The organism is Thermocoleostomius sinensis A174, assembly GCF_026802175.1.
Taxonomy (GTDB): domain Bacteria; phylum Cyanobacteriota; class Cyanobacteriia; order Elainellales; family Elainellaceae; genus Thermocoleostomius; species Thermocoleostomius sinensis.
In genome coordinates this window covers 4403277-4422156 of the sequence record NZ_CP113797.1, presented here as the reverse complement: position 1 = coordinate 4422156, position 18880 = coordinate 4403277, and the positions used below count along the sequence as shown (strand labels likewise).

The window sequence follows — 18880 nt, the reverse complement described above, 5'->3', positions numbered from 1 at the left end:
ATTGGTCTGTTTGCAACTAGCTACCAACTAATACCCTCCGTTTCCTTGCACAATATGCTTCATCGTCGTTAGGGCTTCTAGACTAATCAACCCACGACGATGCCCCTTTTGGTTCGACATGCCCAAGGCGATCGGGCTGCCGCGTTTGGGGTTGCGATAGAAGCGCGGAGAGGCGTTGATATAGGTCATGGAACTGTTGACGCCCAAGGCAAACTGGCGGCTCTCTTGATACGATTCGGTGGCCAGACAATCAGCATGGCCGCTGCTGTGTTGGTTGATCCAGCTAATGGCCGTTTCCAGTTTGTCTACCACCTTGAAGGCGATCGTATCGTTCAGATAAGCTTGCCCCCATTCAGCATCGTCCACACCTGCCGTAAACACCTCAGGAAATTCCGTCAGCAGCACCTCATCTCCTCGCAGCTTAAAGCCTTTTTCTTTCAAGCTATTCCAGAGGGTTTTTAAAGCGGCCATACTGTGATCCCGGTGTATCAACACTTTTTCGATCGCATTGACCGCATCAGGTTCACTGAGGTGGCTATCTAAAATCATCCAACGGGCAATATCCAAGCCGCCAGACGGAGACCAGTATAGATAGCAATTGCCGATCGCCGTTTTCAAGACCGGAGCCGTAGCTTGTCGAATCACCTGCTGCACCAAGCTCGATCGTCCATAGGGAATCACCAGATTGATATAACGATCCAGCGTCACCACGTCTCGAATCACATCCCCCTGATCAGCCGACAACAGTTGCAGACAGCCGACTGGCAACCCTGCATCTTCCAACGCCAATTGCAGCGTATCCACAATCGCCTGATTCGAGTGACTCGCTTCTGGACCACCCCGCAGAATTAAACTGTTGCCGCTGCGTACACACAACCCCGCTGCGATCGCCCCTAATTCTGGAAACGATTCATACACTAGCGCAATTACGCCCAACGGCATCAATTGATAGTAGGTATGGCATTCATCTACCTGATAAGATGGCACATTCATCACCTGCTGAATTGGATCAGAAAGCTCTGCCAATCGTTGCAAGATTTGCCCAGCCGTTTGCAACCGTTCAGGGGTGAGCTTCAGCCAGTCTAGGATCAACTCTGGAACGGCCATCTCGCGGCTCACCTCCAGATCTAGGGTATTGGCCTCTAAAATATCGTCCTGTCGCTCGCGCAGAGACTCGGACATAAACTGTAAAGCCCGACTGCGCTCTCCTCCTTTCACGGCTGCTAAAACAGCCGAAGAATGTAGAGCACGTTGGGCAACGGTAATCAGATCAGGTGAAGAAGTCAAGATACCTGGGGGTGACTAATAACGTCTACAAACTAGCCATAGCATTAAGACTAGCATCATAGACAGCACCAGTGCTGCAATCACCCGAAACGTCACACTGTTGCTTAAAGGCGATTGAAGCGTTGTCAGCAGCAGCAAGAAAACCAGCACAAAAATGGTAACCAGCGTTAGAGGCAGATAGCCACGTCCTAGACTGGAGTGGGCAATATTCCATTGATTGCCTGTCCAACGCCACGCCCGCTTGTAAGGATAATTGGTTGAAAGCTGTTCAATCACATACCCATTATCTTGCACCACAAAAATTTGCTGACAGCGATTACAGCCGAAGGCTTCAGTGAGGGCGATCGGCGTCAAGCGTCCCCGACGGCGACAGGGGCAAGGATATTCTTGATTAAAATCAATTTTTTGAAGTTTCTGAGATTGCACAGTCAGCAATAAGATTAGGTGAATCTAGCTTGGAAGACGCAGAAAAGACAAAGAACGAGTCGATCGGTCTTGCAGCTTTCCAGATTAGAACCTGTAATCGCCACTCAGAACTAAACTACTTGTTTGAGTTCTCATACCTCCCAATGTAGCTTAAACCAGGATCACAGCGGTGATTGTTAACACTCTTTTCAAAAGCAAATTGAGGGCAGGGAGTCGGGTGAATCAGACATGGACAGACGTGTATAGCCTGTATAGATAGGTGGTGAACGCGACCAGCCAACCCCGATTTCCGACTCCCAACTCCCGATTCTCGATTCCCGCTTACCTCCTACCGATCGACATAGCGCTTGTAAATCCGCATAATCTCTCCGGGTTCTCGCACCGTGGCTTGTTGAATCTGGGCATAGGGCAAGGCCCGCGACCAGTTTTCCACCGACCGTAGCCACAGTGATACAGGTGGGCAATCTCAGCCGCTACGTCTTCGGGTTGTCCAATCATCAAGATTTTGACGGCGCGGCGCTTGCTTCTGACCGATCGTGCGTCTCCCGATGGAATATCAATGAAGTCAGCCATAGTGAAAACTCCTAGTTTCAGATGAGGAAACTAGAAGCCAAATTCGATTCACCATTGCAGCAGGATCTGTCAGCTAGATGAGATAATCTCTTCTAGCCTTAGACCGGTCACGCTCCGGTTTAAGGTTAGCTGGTTAGGGTTGCTGGTCACTTCCCTAATCAGCGTCCTAGAATTTAGCTTCTAGGTTGATGTTGATGCGATGACTACCTTTCACAGAGAAAAAGATAGCCTCGATTCCTGAGGCTATCACTTTGCTATGGAATAATCAAGCGATTCGAGTGAATAACCTACCCTAACCTACTCAGCTAAAGACTCACAAGTTAATTAGTAAAGCTACACTCGACTACCACAATCGCCTCACTCCATACCTATCTAATTTCTGGCGTTGCTGAATTTACGTCGGAGCTGCCCTCATCTCCAAACTCTTCTCCCAACAGACAACCCCTCGATTATGGCTTGAGCTACTGACCAGTGCTCGAAGGGAGCACGGTGAAATACCCACCCCACCTGAAAATTCTCTAAGACCTTAAGAAGCGGGTGATGGGATTCGAACCCACGACATCAACCTTGGCAAGGTTGCGCTCTACCACTGAGCTACACCCGCGAAAATCGCGCAATTTCTATGGTGTCAAAGTTCTCTAGTTTTGTCAACTAGTTTAAGTCAACTGATTTGAAAGGACAAAGCTGGTTGGTGGGAGGTGGGAGGCGGAGAATAGAGGAACCTTGGGGAAAATGCTTCCCCATCTTCTCCATCTGCCGTTCGACTGAGCCGCTCACGGCAAGCCATCTATCCCGAATCTTCAACCTCCCAATCAATCTTCAGCTCTGCGTTAACCGCGTCAACACCTGGTTCGATCGCTCTACAAACGCCTTCATACCATCGGCATCAAAGCCTTTCTGAGCCATCAGCGCCAAGTCGTAAACATGTTGGCAAATGAGGGTTGCCAACTCTGCCGAAGGAGACGGGCCACTAGTTTGCACCACGCTGCCTTTGCTGATGTTGATTAAGTTTTGAATCAGCGGGTGTGAGGTATTGACTAATAGCGTATGCTCTTCGGGAAATTCCACAGCTTGTTGCATCAACAAGGCATTCATTTCGCGCATCCGCCGTAGGGTTTCGGGAAGGAGGACGATCGCCGGAGGAGCCGCCTCGGCATTGTCAGACTTTAGGGCTTCGGTGCGAATGGTCACTTTTGGTTTGTTCAATGCGGTCGTGAACAATTCCTTGATGACTTCACTGCGGGTTTTGTTGGTGGTGGGATCGACAATCTCAGTCGCTTGATCTTTATCAATTAGCGTATCGTCGAGATCAGCATCCACTCGCGAAAACTTCACATCAGAATATTCCCGCTCCAAGAAGCTGATGAAGTGTGAGTCAATAAAGGAATCCATGAACAACACTTCCAAGCCCTGGCTCTTGTGCAGTTCTACATACGTAGCTTGCGACGCCGCATCGGTACAATAGTAAACGCGATTCTCGTGACGCTCTTTGTTGCGCTCCAGGTATTCCTTCAGCGTGGTGTAGGTTTTGCCGTCCAGGGTAGCAGAGCCAGATGATGGTGACTCCGATGGCCTCACATCTTGCCATACGTCGCCCTCTTCAGACTGTACCTGTACCGCAGGGAGTTCAGTTTCTCCAACTCCCGATTCCCGATTCCCCACTCCCTCATAGGTGGTGCGGTAGATTAAGATATCTTCAACCTGCTTCTTGAACTTGTCATCGTTCATGGAGCCGAACTTAACAAACGTGCCCAAGTCTTGCCAGCCGCGAATGTACTGCTCCCGATCGTCTCGATATAGCTCTTTCAGCCGATCGCCAACTTTCTTGGCAATGTAATCGGCAATTTTGCGCACGGTGCGATCGTTCTGCAAGAAACTGCGCGATACATTCAGGGGAATATCGGTGCTGTCAATGACTCCTCGCAACGGCATGAGAAAGCGAGGAATCACTTCTTCACAGTTGTCGCTGACAAACACCTGATTGCAGAACAACTTGATTTGCCCCTTCGTAACATCCACATCTGGCTTCAGCTTGGGGAAGTAGAGAATGCCGTTAACGACGAAAGGATAGTCGGTGTTGAGGTGTACCCACAGCAGCGGATCTTCCTGAAACGGATAAAGATAGCGATAAAACTCTAGATAGTCTTCCTGGCTGAGGGAACTGGGCGATTCTTTCCAAGGAGCTTTCTGCTTATTAATTTGCTCTCCCTCAAATTTGATTGGGAAGGGCATGAAATCGCAGTATTTTGTCACCAACTGCTTGATGCGGTATGGCTCTAGATAGTCCAACTCCTCGTCCATCAAGGTCAACGTGACCGTTGTACCGCGATCGGTGCGATCGGATTCTGTCAGTTCAAACTGCGTGGAACCATCGCAAGACCAATGGACTGCCTGGGCCCCCGCTTGATAGGACAGCGTATCCACCTCGACCCGCGACGCCACCATAAAGGACGAATAGAACCCTAAGCCAAAATGACCGATAATCTGTTCGTCTGGCGTACTTTTATACTTCTGAACAAATTCTTCGGCACTAGAAAAAGCCACCTGGTTAATATATTTCTTCACCTCGTCGGCCGTCATGCCAATACCATTATCGGAAACGGACAACGTTTTTTTATCTTTGTCGATCGCGATCGTAATTTCCGGTTCGCCCGTATCGCCAGCATATTCGCCCGTGCGAGATACCATCTTTAATTTTTTGATGGCATCCACTGCATTCGAGATTAACTCGCGCAGAAAAATTTCGTGATCGGAATACAGCCATTTTTTGATAATGGGGAAAATATTCTCGGTATGAATCGAAATATTGCCCTGTTCTAGAATCGTTGTCATAGTTACTGCAACGGATGACGAGAAGAACACTAAATCTTGACCGCTAGCCCTACCGCTAACAGTGATATTAAGCCCAAGCTTAGGCGATCGCTTTCATTGTAGTCAGTAAAGATTTCCGCTAGGGACGATCGGATTTCCCTACTCTGGTTAACAAGCACAGTCTACTTGGGGGGAGAGATTGGGATGAGGGCGATACAAGGTTTATCATTCAATCACGGCTGCACTCCTCTGTCCAGATTAATCGGCTTTGTCACTGGTTTTGTCACTAGTTTAGATGAACTAGCCCACGGTTCCGATTCCTTGGTTTAGTATTAGGGCGTTTGTAGTTGCGTAACGTTTAGTGAACGCTATGCCGTCGATCGCTCCTCGCCCCTCGAAATATCCTGATTTGTCTCCACTGCTGTTCTGGTGTGGCATGGTGGGAATCTTTTTAATCTCGCTGGCGCTGCGGTTTTGGGGTCTCAGTCGCTTCAATACGCTGGTATTTGATGAGGTGTATTATGCACGCTTTGCTAGCCACTTTCTGAAGGGGGAACTAATTTTCACCGGACATCCACCCCTGAGTACTTATATCGTGGCGATCGGCATTTGGAGCGGTCAATGGATCAGTCAAGTGCTGCCGTGGGTGGATGACAGTCTTAAAAATGGCTTGTCTGGCTTGTTTTTATCTACCTTCAGCTATCGCTGGCTCAATGCGTTCACAGGATCGATCATTCCCCTACTTGTCGCAGGGATTGCTTACCTATTGAGTCACCGTCGCAGCTTTGCCCTCCTAGCTGGATTACTAATGGCGGCGGATGGGCTATATTTGGTGGAATCGCGCTATGCCCTTAATAATGTCTACCTGGTTAGCTTTGGGCTGTTAGGCCACCTTGGGTTTCTGTTAGCGCTGCGAGCGATCGGCTGGCAACAGTGGTTGTGGTTGAGCTTGGCGGGAGTGGGGTTCGGCGCTGCCGCTTCGATTAAGTGGAACGGCTTGGGCTTTTTGTTAGGAGCTTACGCCATTTGGATTAGTTATTGGGTTTGGCACTGGATCGAGAAAGTCCGCACGCCGAAAGCAGCCACACCGACCTTACGCCGATCGCCCTTTCCGCTCAACAACTTGCACCAGCTTCATCTGGGGCATATTCTCATTTGTTTTGCCCTAATTCCCGCGTTCACCTATTACGCAAGCTGGATTCCCTACATGCAGCTTGATGGCAATAGTTTCTGGACGCTGCAACTGCAAACACTCGACTATCACGGTCGGGTAGGGGGATTAGATGCCCATCCCTACTGTTCCTTGTGGTACACCTGGCCACTAATGCTGCGCCCGATCGCCTATTTTTACCAAATTGCCCATGCCCCGCAAGAACCACCCCCTGTGATTGGCCCGCCTACCCCTGTCAACGCGGCTGCCATCATCTACGATGTTCATGCCATGGGTAATCCTTTCCTGTGGTGGTTATCTACAGTGGCGATCGGACTACTGACGATATTGACGGTTCAGCGGTTTGGGCAGCGACTGGGAAGACTGGGGCAACTGGGGCAAAACGCCGCTGGTGCACCATCCGATCGCATCCAGCCCATCAGAGCTTTTGATTGGGTAGCGCTTTACTTACTAATCAATTGGGCCGCCAATCTGTTACCGTGGGCAAAAGTCACCCGTTGCGTTTTCATCTATCACTACATGGGGTCTCTAGTTTTTGCGGTGCTGTCTCTGGCCCTCATCACCGATCGCTGGTTCTGGAGTTCATCACAACTGCGCAAAGTGATGGCAACTGCGATCGTAGTCCTGGTGCTATTGGCGTTTGCCTTTTGGATGCCTATTTATTTAGGACTGCCCTTAACTCCATCGGAGTTGCAGATGCGACGATGGCTGCCGTCTTGGGTGTAGCCAGTTTTAAACTCTCAATCGTCAAGATCCCTTAGAATCAAGGGGTTCGAGAAGGAAAAGGCATCGTGTTAGCAGCAGTATTGTACGGCAAAGAAGATTTACGCTTAGAGCAGATCGCAACCCCAGTTCCGGCTCCAGGTGAGGTGGTGATTCGAGTCGGAGCCGCTACCACCTGCGGCACTGATTTGAAGGTCTGGCGCAGAGGCGGACATGCGAAGATGCTGAAGCCGCCGACCCCGTTTGGTCATGAGGCGGCCGGGACGATCGCAGCGGTCGGAGAAGGGGTGACGGGTTGGCAAGTGGGCGATCGGGTAGTGGCCAACAATTCGGCTCCTTGCATGACCTGTTTCTTTTGCCAAAAGCAGGAATATTCCCTCTGTACCCATCTCAGCTTTAACAACGGTACATTTGCTGAGTATCTGAAGATTCCTGCACCCATTGTCCAACACAATCTGCTGCATATTCCCGATCACCTATCAGACGCCCTGGCCGCAATGACCGAACCACTGGCCTGTGTGCTGCATGGAGCGGCGCGATCGAATGTGAAACCGAGCGATCGGGTGGCACTGTTGGGGGATGGTGCCATTGGGCTGATGTTTGCCGGAGAATTGGTACGCCAAGGAGCCGAGGTGTTTTTGTTTGGCGGCAGCGATCGCCGCTTAGAAATTGGCGAGCAGTTTGGTGTAGCGAAAACCTTCAACTATCATCGCCTTGCCGATATTCCAGCCCAGGTAAAAGCATTAACGGATGGCTGGGGAGCCGATGTGGTGATAGAAGCAACTGGCTTGCCGGCTGTGTGGGAAATGGCGATCGCCTGTGCTCGTCCTGGAGCGACGGTTAACCTGTTTGGCGGCTGCCCACGCGACACCACAATCACCGTCAGCACCGAGCAGTTGCACTACAGCGAACTGACCCTAAAAGGCGTGTTTCACAGCACCCCCCAGTATGTTCGAGCGGCGCTGGAGTTGCTGGCGAGCGGTACGTTGCCGTTTAAGTTGCTAATTAGCGATCACCAACCGCTGAAAAACCTGGAGCAGGTGTTTTACGATATGCGCGATCGCAAGGTCATCAAAGTAGCGATGCAGCCCTAGCTTCACTTGTCCTTGGGCTTTTTGTCCCGTCTGGGTGGTTCTCGATCGCTTCCACTTCTGCGACCGCGACTCACCCGCTCCTCCGGATTGCTGTTGACATCAGTATTTTCTGGCACAGCGGGTGTCAAGATGGGTGCAGAACTAGCCGGAGACGATCCATCCGGCAAAGGCACGTCCGAGCCAAGACCTTCTAAAGACTCTGGGGACGAATCCACCCCTTCCGTCATAGGAACATTGGCGGGAGGCAATGTATCGATCACGCCTGGTTCGGTTGAGTCTTGCGTTGCATCGATGGCGTCATTCGCGGTTGCATCAGGAGACTCGGTTGGTGAAGGAATGGGGCTGGGGCTAGGCGTGGCGATCGCGTCGGGAGAAGGCGTGGCATCTGAAGTAGTGGGAGCCGTTGGTTCTACGTTATCTGGTGGCAATGGCAACAAGTCTGAGTTCGAGCGCTGGCTCGGCTCAGTCGGCGTAATGATGTCTGGCTCGGAGTTCGTTTCAGAGGGTTGACTCAGTAACCAACTGCCAACGCCCAATGGCACCAATAGCGCTAGGGCAGTGGCACTGGCCACCAACCCCGATCGATAGCGCTGACGTGGAGCTAAAACAGGATGCTGATTGGGACGAGCCGCCGAATGGTAACCGATTGCCTCCATCGAACCATCGGGTGCTGCGTTGGCTGCCATTGGACTCACAGGCAACGCGGCTGTTTCAGTGACTCGTAGTTTCGGTGGTCGCGGTGCTACCGCTAGCGTTGGCATCGTCACCGATGCTGGTATGGGCGGCGAAGCATTCGATCGCCCCCCCTGATCGGAAGGCAACAAATTCAGCCAAGCCTCGATTGTCTGCGGGCGTTGTTCCGGCTCCAAAGCCATGCCATGCAGCACCGCCTGATTGACTTTGGGGCTGAGGCTCGACTGTAGTTCTCGCGGTTCGGGCAGCGGCTGACGATGACGCAACGTGGCAGGCACTGGCACTTCCGCTGTTAGCAGGGTGTATAGGGTTGCCGCTAAACCGTATACATCCGTTGCAGGAGTGCGCTTGGCTTTGGGTAAGTATTGCTCGATCGGCGCATAGCCTGCCGATAAAATACCCGTATGGGTCTGAGTTGCACCCATTGTGAACTCGCGAGCGATGCCAAAATCAATTAGCACCACTTCCTGAGTGCCCTGCCGCAGGATAATGTTTTGCGGCTTCACATCTCGGTGCAGCAAGCCCTGGTGATGTACCACTTTCAGCGCTTCCGCCACCTGTCGAATATATTGGAGGGCGATCGATTCAGGCAAAGGATTGTGAGGAATTACTAGCGTTCGCAACGTCTGCCCTGGAATGAAATCCATGACGATATAGGGCAGCCCTTCCTCAATAAAAAAGTCTGTAACGCGAACAATGTTGGGATGCGAAAACCTGGCTAATCTCCGCGCTTCGTCTTGAAACTGGCGCTGAAAATTGGGAAATTTGGGGTCATAACGCAGGGCGGAGTTCATGGTTTTAATCACCACCACCTGACCCAACGCCTGATGAGTTGCCGTGTAAGTCACACCAAACCCACCCTGTCCCAACTCCTGGTCCAGGATGTATTTTCCGCTCTGAAGACTTCTACCGACCGGGAATGCCATGCACACCATTTAGACAAAATCAGGGCAAGACAGTAGACGAATTTGGGTCGGTAAAAGTTTCCAATCGGGGGGAAGGAGTTTGAGTGAATGGGGTAGAGGTTGGCTCATCCACCCATCCACTCCTATTCTTCGTCTTGTCCAGATTAGCTGTGCCCGTTGCCGTTGCCAGTTCCGATCGTCGCTAGAAGTCGCTCAGCTACTTTATCAGGCACTTCTTGCAGATGATCGAATTGCCATCGGAACGTGCCAACGCCAAAGGTCAGCGATCGTAATTCCACAATCAGGTCTTGCATTTCGGCTTGCGGCAAATAAGCTTGCACATCATCCCACCCGTTCCAGTGAGGTTTCGCTTCATAGCCCAATACTTGTCCCCGCCGTCCAGTAACAAGCCGCAGCACGCCCGAGGTAAAGTCAGTCGGAACGGAAATGGTGACTGCTAGCACGGGTTCCAGCAAGCTGGGTTCGCACTTGCTCATACCTTCTTGCATAGCCAAGCGAGCCGCCTGCTTAAAGGCTTGCTCAGAGCTATCAACCGTATGATAGGAGCCGTTAATCAGGGTGACGGCCACATCCACTACGGGGAAGCCCAAGGGCCCGTGCGCTAAATACTCGCGCACCCCAGTTTCTACCCCTGGAATGTATTGCTTGGGCACCACACCACCAACAATTGTTTCGCTGAAGCTGAAGCCTGCCCCCCGTGGCTGTGGTTTGATGTCAATATAGACATCGCCAAACTGCCCGTGACCACCACTTTGCCGCTTGTAGCGACCGTGAATATTGCTGGCCGTGCGGCGAATGGTTTCCTTGTAGGGGACTTGCGGCAAGTGAGTAGACATCGGCAAGCCATACTTGCGACGCAGGCGATCAAGCGCCACCTGAATATGAATTTCGCCTTGTCCCCACAAAATCACTTCATGGGTATCACCGTGCTGCTCCCAAACCAGGGACGGATCTTCTTCGACTAGTTTGCCCAGAGCACTGCTCAACTTCACCTCATCGCTGCGCTTCTCTGGCGTAATGGCCAGCGCATACACGGGCGTTAACGATTCCGCTTTGGGTAGCGAGTCAGCTAATTGCTGATCGGAACTCAAGGTTTCTCCGGTTTTGATACCCTCCATACGAGCCAGCGCGACGATCGCCCCCGCTTTGGCTTCGGTTAAGCTTTGCTGCTGTTGTCCCGATAGCTGATAAATTCCGCCTGTCCGCACCCCATTCAGTACTGTCCCATCGGTTAAGGTTCCTTGCCACACCCGCACCAAGGAGAGCTTGCCGCCCTGCTGAGTGCAATAGGTTTTCAGGACTTGAGCCACAGGCGTAGCGCTATCCGACAAAATGCCGCGTCGATCGACCGTGACACTGGGTTCGGGCGCTTCTCGCACCAACGCCTCCAACAAGGGGCGCACTCCATAATCTTGCTCGGCAATGCCAATCAGCACCGGAACGATTAAATCGGCTCCTAAATCTTTCTTCAAATCTTGCAGAATTTCTTCCTGGGGTGGCTCAATATCTTCTAGCAGTTCCTCTAGAAGATGATCATCAAAATCTGCCAACGTTTCCAACATTTCTGCACGTGCAGCGTGTTCTTGCTCTCTTAAGGATTCAGGCAGAGGAATGGGGTCGGCCGGCGCACCCGGATGATATTGATAGGCTTGTTCCGTAATCAGATCGATAAAGCCTGTTAGCGTCTCGCCTTGCCAAATGGGGTATTGATGGGGAACGAGCGGACGACTGGAGATAGTTTTCAGCGCTTGCAAAATCTCTGCAAACTGGGCCCGCGTGCGATCCATCTTGTTGATAAAAATCAGATGGGGAATTTCCCAGTCATCTAGAAATTGAAACAGGGGCGTCAAGGTCAGCACCCGATCGGCATCCGGTTCACACACAATTACCGCTGCATCAACACCAACTAGGGCATTGTAGGTTTCTTGCGCAAATTCCACCGACCCTGGACAGTCGAGAAATGTAAAACAAATGCCGCCGTACTCGGTACTAGCGGCATTCACTTCCACTGTCATCTGGCGATCGCGGGCTTCCGGAGATGCATCACCCACGGTATTCCCATCTACGACCCTGCCTTTGCGAGAGATGGCTCCAGTCACCGATAAAATACTCTCTAGCAAGGTTGTTTTACCACTTAGATAGGGTCCCACGATCGCCACATTTCGTGAGCCAGAAAAGCCTTTTTCACTCATAATGGCTTTCACCTCTTTGTCAAACGTTTGCGTCAGAAAAAAGTACAACGAAACTGTTGCAGTAACTCATTACAGCAATTCCTAACTGCTAACAATGCAAGTGCTTCGGCAGCCAGCTTTCTAAGACAAAGCAATCAGTTTTTGGCGTTGCAATTTTCGACCTTAAATTGACAGATTTGTAGAGTAGAAGGAACGACTCATTGCTTGAGGGGTGAACGCTGTATGCCGATTTCAAACTCGATCGCATTCATTAAATTATGCGATTTCTACTGCATAAACCCTAGATTAACCTGGACATAACCTAAGCGGAGAGCAGAGTTAAGAAAATTTATTTAGCTAAGTTTCTTTGCCTAAATTTATGGTTTGTAAACCAGAACTGATTAACGGGGTTAAACCAAGTTTGACGACTTTGAAAGACAAATGCGAACAAGTAACAGTCACAAGTAACATTTGAATTTAATGCTACCAAACGCTTGTGACATCGTAGCCCAACTCATCCAGCATTTGCCGCAGCAAAGGTAGGCTCAGACCAATCACATTGGTATGACACCCCTCTAACTTCTCGACAAATAATCCACCTCGACCTTCTAGGGCAAAACTGCCTGCACAGACTAGCGGCTCACCAGTGGCAACATACGCCGCAATTTGGCGATCGCTGACCCAGCCGAAATGAACCTGCGTAATTTGACAGCGCATCAGCACCGTGTGTTGTATTTGATCAATTAGCACATGTCCGGTGTACAAATCGCCGACTTGGCCGCGCATTTGCTGCCACCGCCGGATAGCTTCTGTGGCATTGGCAGGTTTGCCATAGATTTGATTGTTCAACACCAACACCGAATCGCAACCCAAAATAAGAGCTTCACGAAAGCGAGGAGCGACGGTTTCAGCTTTGCCATGAGCCAAAATTTGTACCAAGGTGTTCGGATCATTAATTTTGACCTGCGACTCATCAAAATCACTGGGACAGACAATCGGTTTGATGCCAGCCGCATGTAGCAACCGTTGCCGTGCCGGAGAGGCCGACGCTAGAACAAAAGGGGGCAAGTCCATAGTCAGACGACTGAGGATAATAAACTCCGATCGTCTTTATAACAGTTCTCCCGATGCTTCACTACCCTCTTGTTCTAGTTCAATACCAAAGGATTCTATCTCTGATGACTCCAAATTCCAGAATTCAATACATCTCAGTACGAGAATTAAAAAAAACAACATTGCGGCTGAATAAAGATCGCCGCCCCAACTGTCATGTAACCAATGAAACAGTACATTCCGTTTGGTTCCATGTAGGTACGTCAGCAGAGTATTGCGAATGATGTTGGCTGCGACGCTTATTAAAACAATCCCAGCTATAAAAATAGTTGATTTGACTTGTGATCGCCAAACACCCGTCCAATACAGCATGATTAGCCCTACGTAAAGACTGGTGAACAGCATTTTTAAACCAGCACAATAGGGGGCTACTTCCACAATGCGATCGTTGACAAACAGATAGATTTGCTCCACTTGAATGTCCATACCAAACTGCATCAGCAGAAATCCAGCCGTTCCTGCAATAAACTGTTGCAGCGGTAGCGTGTAGGGAGCCAACAGGTAGGGAACCTGATTCGGAGTGGCCAGAAAGACGAGCAACAGCGGAAACGCTTGCAACCGTAGACCTGCCCATCCCTTTAGCCATAAGCACAGCCCCATCAACCCAATTGGCAACGATAAGTTAACGAGATCGGGCAGAGTGCCAAAATACAGTACCAAACTTCCAAGCCACAGTGCTAAGCCTACGATCGCCTCCCACGCCTTTACCACATTCGACAGTTTCTGCCATGATTGCCGCCGCTCCCAAGCGATGTAACCCGCAAACGGTAGCCCCAACAGCCCGTGACTAAAATATTCATGTTCAATGCTGATGGTTTTATTTATCCATCCATCACACCAATACAACAGCAGCGGCGCATACAAACCCGTCCATAAACTCAAAAGCACTAGTTCTGGAAAAAAGCTCTGCCAGGCGATCGGCGATCGGTGCTTGATTCGCATAATTGGGAAAAGCGGATGAAGGGTTATTTGCTAGAGTGCCCAAAAGCAAGGATGAAAGATGGAAAGAGAAGGATATTCAGAATAACTAAAGTTAAAAATCCTCTCCCCCATCTCCCGACTCCCGATTCTCGACTCCCGATTCCCCGATCACGCCACCTTCACTACATCAGACAGCACCTTAGACTGCGCCGCAGTAACAACGCAGGTAATTGTGTCTACCACTTGTTCGATTTGCCGATCGCTCAGTCCGGGGTACATCGGTAGAGACAAGATTTCTTGACAGAGGGTTTCTGCGTAGGGAAAGGCTCCGGCGGCATAGCCAAGCTGTTTGAAGGCGGGTTGCAGATGGCAGGGCAGCGGGTAGTGAATGCCAGTTTGAATGCGGTGTTGCTCTAGTTCACTTTGCAACGTTTGGCGATCGATCGGGCACAAATCTGTCACGCGAATGACGTAGAGATGGTACACGTGTCCACTGCCACTGTGATTCTCGATCGGGAAAATGCCAAAGTCGCTGAGGGGTTCTAATAACGTGTCGTAATGTTGGGCAATGTGAAAGCGATCGCAATTCCAACCTACTAAATGAGGCAACTTCGTTTGCAAGATAGCGGCTTGCAAGGTATCCAGGCGACTATTCGTGCCGTAGTCGGTATGAAAGTATTTGCGGGATGCGCCATAGTTTCGCAGCGATCGTAGGGTTTGGGCAATGATTTCGTCTTGCACAACTACCATCCCCCCATCTCCAAATGCGCCCAAGTTCTTGCTGGGATAGAAGCTAAACGCGGCTCCAATGCCGATCGACCCGGCCCGTTGTCCTTCTCGTTCAGCCAAGTGGGCTTGAGCAGCATCTTCAAAGATCAGCAAGTTATAAGTTGTGGACAAATCGCGCAGTTGGGCTGGAGACACTAGTTGTCCGTAGAGGTGCACCGGTACAATTGCCCGTGTTTTAGGTGTGATTGCTCGTTCGGCGGCGGCTAAATCGATCAATGCAGTTTGCGGATCACAATCGACTAAAACAGGCGTTGCCCCCGTCCGCAGAACGCCGATCAACGTCGCCACAAAGGTATTGGCGGGCAAAATCACTTCATCCCCTGTTCCAATGCCACAGGCTTGCAGCCCCAAGGCGATCGCATCGGTTCCGCAGGCCACCCCTACGCCATGCGCGGCTCCACAGGCCTGAGCAAATGCCTGCTCGAATGCGGTCACGGCTTGCCCCAGGACAAAATCGCCGCGTTGCATGACGCACTGAATTGCTTCATCTAGCTGCGATTGAATGGACTGATGCTGAAAGGAAAGGTCAACAAATGGAATAGTAGCTAGATCGCTGTTCATACCTAAAAAGACCCATTAACAAAACAGTTTGAGAACAACAGCTTGAGAACAACAGTTTGAGAACCAAGGCAACAGGCAGGTAGGGGCTATTTCTAGTAATGGGTAATTTGCGGTTGATTGGAACACATGCAGCGATGAAGAGTCTGTAAAGCGATCGAAACGGGAAGTATAGCCAGCGTTGACGCATAGCCGTCGTCCATGCCAGCACAGCACCTGCCCTTGCGATAGCTCAAGTTGGGACAATTTTTTCCAAAGTTGCAAATTCTGAACCACTCGCCAAACCCAGGAATTTTGCGGTATTACCTTAGCTGAACCCTGAAACGCTGCTTAACCATCGACTTTTGAGCTAAAGCGATAGGTCAAAGCAATAGCTCGATGCACCCTACCTTCCTGAAATCGACATGAACTACGAGACTGCCCGCAGTTTTTTGATGCAACAAGGCAATCCTGAAGAAACCGATACTGAAGCACTGTTGATTCGGCTACGTCAAGGATACCCACCCCTGCCCACTCAACTGTCAACGTTGTTACAAGCATTAGATGTGGTCTTTGAAGCACTGCAAGGAACCGAGATTTTGGAACGTCAACTGGTTTATGCGCTGTATGTATTGGCGATCGAAACTCAGCAGCAGTTTCAGCGTGGACAAGCTCGCGGAGTGCAATGGCCAGCCGGGTTAGAGGAAGAGTTGTTCAGCCTTGCCGAGGCTGTGAAGAAAATCTTTGCGGGCAATGGCAGTTAAGCTGGATGTGGTGTTAGGTAAGGCTGAAGCCATCGCACGATGAAATGTCCTACGCTGAGTCCATGCAAGTTTGTCAATGCAAGGTACACTGTTGAAGGTTAGCCGCAACCCTTGAGGTGTCGGTCGATTTTTTGATGATGAAATGGTTGGTAATGTATCGTTGGCGATAAAGGGTAAAGCTGGTGCGGTATGGCGACATTTTTGTTAGAAGTTGGAACGGAGGAATTACCGGCAAGTTTTGTCAGTAGCGCGTTGCAGCAGTGGCGATCGCGCATTCCTGCTAGTCTAGCAGAGGGTTTCCTCTCGCTAGATACCCTCGAGGTCTACGGAACACCGCGCCGCCTAGCTGTGCTGATCACAGGACTGCCAGAGCGCCAACCCGACCGTGAAGAAGAAATCAAAGGCCCAGCCGCCCAAGCTGCATTTAAAGATGGGAAGCCCACCAAAGCTGCGGAAGGATTTGCCCGATCGCGAAGCGTCAGTGTTGCCGATCTGACCGTTCGCAGTACCGACAAGGGAGAGTTTGTCTTTGTTCGACAGAAAATTGCGGGGCGATCGACCGCAGATATCTTATCTGAACTAGTGCCAAGCTGGATTTTTGGCCTAGAAGGAAAGCGCTTCATGCGATGGGGAGATGGAGATTTGCGGTTTTCTCGTCCCATTCGCTGGCTGGTGACACTCCTAGATGAGATCGTGTTGCCCATCTCGCTGGCGAACGGCTCTGAACAATGCGTCAGCGATCGGATATCAAGAGGGCATCGGGTGTTACATCCTGATCCGGTTCAAATTCCCTCAGCCGCTGAGTATCTCAACTGCATGAAAGCCGCCTGCGTGGAAGTTGATCCGGCACGCCGCCAAGCCGAGATTGAAACGCAAGCCCGGGCCGCTGCCGCCTCGGTAGGAGGCTATGCTGCTATTTCGCCTGACTTACTCGATGAAGTCACAAATCTAGTGGAATGGCCCTCTGCGGTAATTGGGAAATTCGATCGGGCTTTTTTGGAGCTACCGACGGAAGTGATTGTCACTGAAATGGAAAGCCATCAGCGCTATTTCCCGGTATTAAAGGCTGAAGGGACAACCGACCTCTTGCCCTACTTCATTACCATTTCGAACGGCGACCCTACCAAAGCGGACATAATTGCAGCCGGAAATCAGCGGGTGATTCGGGCCCGGCTGTCAGACGGCAAATACTTTTTTGATGTCGATCGCAAGCAGCCTCTAGAAAGTTACCTGCCCCGCTTGGAAACAGTCACGTTTCAGGAAGATCTGGGATCGGTGCGCGAAAAGGTCGATCGCATTGTCAGTATTGCCAGTCGCTTAGCTGATCAACTTCAGGTGAGCGAGGCCAACCGCACTACTATTCAACGCGCTGCGCTGTTATGTAAGGCAGACTTGGTGACACAAATGGTCGGGGAGTTTCCCGAACTGCAAGGTGTTATGGGCGAAAAATATGCCCTCAGCAGCGGTGAAACCACCGATGTAGCTACTGCAATTGTGGAGCATTATTTACCGCGCGGAGCCACCGATCAACTACCCAAAACCCTAGCAGGCCAAGTAGTAGGGTTGGCCGATCGCCTCGATACGTTGGTGAGTATTTTCAGTCTGGGTATGATTCCCAGCGGGTCTTCTGATCCGTTTGCACTACGACGAGCCGCCAATGCCATTGTGAACATTACCTGGAGTGCAGAGTTGCCCATTAACCTCGATCGCTTGCTTCATCAGGTTATCGCCGATTTTGTAGCAACCCACGCGAAGGCAGAAAGCCAAGCTGATCTACAAATGCAACTCCAAGATTTCTTTCTGCAACGGGTTCGAGTTTTGTTACAAGAACGGGGCATTGATTACGACTTGATTCACGCTGTCTTGGGCGAAAACGATCGGGAGTACGCAGAACGTGCGTTGCAAGATTTGCTGGATGTGCGCGATCGAGCGCAGTTTCTACAATCGATTCGAGACAACCACATGCTGGATTCGATTTACGAAACGATTAACCGTTCATCCCGCCTAGCTGCTCAAGGAAGCTTAGACACTGTTCAACTCGACCCGGCTACCATCATTGAAACAAACTTATTTCAAAGCCAATCAGAACAAGCGTTTTATGAGGCATTGGTTGAATTGGTTCCCCAAACCCAAGCCGCCCAAACCGATCGCGATTATCAAACATTGGTCGAGGCACTGTCAGCCATTGCTCCGGTGGTTAGTCAGTTTTTTGATGGGCCACAAAGCGTGTTGGTGATGGATGAAAACCCAGATATTCGGCGCAATCGTCTCAACTTACTGGGGCTGTTGCGCAACCACGCTCGCGTGCTGGCGGATTTTGGGGCGATCGTGAAACCATAAGCTATCAAGATTGCAAAACGCTGCAAGTTAACCGAAATTGGAACAGCGATAGATAGCTTACCCCCATCGAGTCACTGCTTCTAGCTCTCTCCTCCCCCAAATCGGGGAAGTGAGGGACAGATAGTTGCACATAAAGCAGTCATACATGGCGTAAATTAATAATAAGTGACTGCTAAAATAAAAAATCGGAAAATTGTGAAAAATTCAGCAGAAAATTCGTGAATAGTGTCTTTTTTCTAGCCGATCAATGCTGGTTCATCTATGATTGAATCTAAGTTTAATCACTTAGTTACAAAAAGTCACAGTTCACTTCTCAGCGTCCTCCTTGCACCCATTGTCGATGTCTAGCAGAACGATAACATTCCGTTTTTCAGAAGAAGTCATCAAGATCATTGAAGCTCAAGCTCAGGCAACAGGCAGTAATCGAACGGCGGTTGTTCTGAATGCGTTGACAACCTGTTATGGGGTGGCACCGCCAGCTTCCAACTCCGCGATCGATCGATTGCAACAACAAGTTCACCAGTTAGCAAGCCAACTCAGT

The 18880-nt window shown here is 50.5% G+C and carries 13 protein-coding genes and 1 tRNA gene; 4 read left to right on the top strand and 10 right to left on the bottom strand.

Annotated features, from left to right (window positions below):
* Positions 1-27 precede the first annotated feature (27 nt).
* The 4 genes from OXH18_RS19065 to htpG form a co-directional block, all read right to left on the bottom strand.
* Entirely contained in the window at positions 28-1290 is a 1263-nt protein-coding gene (locus OXH18_RS19065) for a glutamate-5-semialdehyde dehydrogenase (RefSeq protein WP_390904398.1), read from the bottom strand.
* A 12-nt stretch (positions 1291-1302) separates the two neighbouring features.
* Entirely contained in the window at positions 1303-1713 is a 411-nt protein-coding gene (locus OXH18_RS19060) for a hypothetical protein (protein WP_268608973.1), read from the bottom strand.
* A gap of 1105 nt (positions 1714-2818) precedes the next feature.
* Positions 2819-2890: transfer RNA gene (locus OXH18_RS19055), tRNA-Gly, on the bottom strand.
* Between the two features lie 215 nt (positions 2891-3105).
* Positions 3106-5118 (bottom strand): molecular chaperone HtpG, encoded by a 2013-nt coding sequence (htpG, locus tag OXH18_RS19050; protein ID WP_268608971.1) that lies wholly within the window; start codon positions 5116-5118, stop codon positions 3106-3108.
* A gap of 349 nt (positions 5119-5467) precedes the next feature.
* On the opposite strand from htpG, the gene OXH18_RS19045 reads away from it, so the two are divergent.
* Positions 5468-6994: a phospholipid carrier-dependent glycosyltransferase gene (locus OXH18_RS19045; RefSeq protein ID WP_268608969.1), complete on the top strand. Its 1527-nt coding sequence runs from the start codon at positions 5468-5470 to the stop codon at positions 6992-6994.
* 65 nt (positions 6995-7059) lie between these two features.
* A complete protein-coding gene (locus OXH18_RS19040) occupies positions 7060-8085 on the top strand; it encodes a zinc-dependent alcohol dehydrogenase (RefSeq protein WP_268608968.1) in 1026 nt (341 codons plus the stop codon).
* Between the two features lie 2 nt (positions 8086-8087).
* Here the strand turns inward: OXH18_RS19040 and OXH18_RS19035 are convergent, their stop codons facing one another.
* From OXH18_RS19035 to OXH18_RS19010, 6 genes are all read right to left on the bottom strand, one after another.
* Positions 8088-9704: a serine/threonine protein kinase gene (locus OXH18_RS19035; protein WP_268608966.1), complete on the bottom strand. Its 1617-nt coding sequence runs from the start codon at positions 9702-9704 to the stop codon at positions 8088-8090.
* Between the two features lie 143 nt (positions 9705-9847).
* A complete protein-coding gene (locus OXH18_RS19030; protein WP_268613216.1) occupies positions 9848-11896 on the bottom strand; it encodes an elongation factor G in 2049 nt (682 codons plus the stop codon).
* Between the two features lie 462 nt (positions 11897-12358).
* Complete coding sequence (locus OXH18_RS19025) at positions 12359-12949, bottom strand: Maf family protein (RefSeq protein ID WP_268608964.1); 591 nt, start codon at positions 12947-12949, stop codon at positions 12359-12361.
* A 36-nt stretch (positions 12950-12985) separates the two neighbouring features.
* Complete coding sequence (gene crtB, locus OXH18_RS19020; RefSeq protein WP_268608962.1) at positions 12986-13930, bottom strand: cyanoexosortase B; 945 nt, start codon at positions 13928-13930, stop codon at positions 12986-12988.
* 147 nt (positions 13931-14077) lie between these two features.
* Positions 14078-15259 carry a DegT/DnrJ/EryC1/StrS family aminotransferase gene (locus OXH18_RS19015; protein WP_268608959.1) on the bottom strand — a complete coding sequence of 394 codons (1182 nt, stop codon included), beginning with the start codon at positions 15257-15259 and terminating at the stop codon, positions 14078-14080.
* A 15-nt stretch (positions 15260-15274) separates the two neighbouring features.
* Positions 15275-15532, bottom strand: a complete 258-nt coding sequence (locus tag OXH18_RS19010; protein ID WP_268608957.1) for a hypothetical protein — start codon at positions 15530-15532, stop codon at positions 15275-15277.
* 128 nt (positions 15533-15660) lie between these two features.
* On the opposite strand from OXH18_RS19010, the gene OXH18_RS19005 reads away from it, so the two are divergent.
* Together OXH18_RS19005 and glyS are read left to right on the top strand one after the other, a co-directional pair.
* Positions 15661-15999, top strand: coding sequence for a Dethiobiotin synthetase (locus OXH18_RS19005; protein WP_268608955.1), 339 nt, complete (start codon positions 15661-15663; stop codon positions 15997-15999).
* A 189-nt stretch (positions 16000-16188) separates the two neighbouring features.
* Positions 16189-18339, top strand: coding sequence for a glycine--tRNA ligase subunit beta (glyS, locus tag OXH18_RS19000; protein WP_268608954.1), 2151 nt, complete (start codon positions 16189-16191; stop codon positions 18337-18339).
* The last annotated feature ends 541 nt before the right edge of the window (positions 18340-18880 follow it).

Coding starts and splice junctions, on each gene's coding strand:
- htpG (WP_268608971.1), bottom strand. CDS start 5,118: ATGACAACGATTCTAGAACAGGGCAATATTTCGATTCATACCGAGAAT.
- OXH18_RS19045 (WP_268608969.1), top strand. CDS start 5,468: ATGCCGTCGATCGCTCCTCGCCCCTCGAAATATCCTGATTTGTCTCCA.
- OXH18_RS19035 (WP_268608966.1), bottom strand. CDS start 9,704: ATGGCATTCCCGGTCGGTAGAAGTCTTCAGAGCGGAAAATACATCCTG.
- OXH18_RS19030 (WP_268613216.1), bottom strand. CDS start 11,896: ATGAGTGAAAAAGGCTTTTCTGGCTCACGAAATGTGGCGATCGTGGGA.
- OXH18_RS19025 (WP_268608964.1), bottom strand. CDS start 12,949: ATGGACTTGCCCCCTTTTGTTCTAGCGTCGGCCTCTCCGGCACGGCAA.
- crtB (WP_268608962.1), bottom strand. CDS start 13,930: ATGCGAATCAAGCACCGATCGCCGATCGCCTGGCAGAGCTTTTTTCCA.
- OXH18_RS19015 (WP_268608959.1), bottom strand. CDS start 15,259: ATGAACAGCGATCTAGCTACTATTCCATTTGTTGACCTTTCCTTTCAG.
- OXH18_RS19005 (WP_268608955.1), top strand. CDS start 15,661: ATGAACTACGAGACTGCCCGCAGTTTTTTGATGCAACAAGGCAATCCT.
- glyS (WP_268608954.1), top strand. CDS start 16,189: ATGGCGACATTTTTGTTAGAAGTTGGAACGGAGGAATTACCGGCAAGT.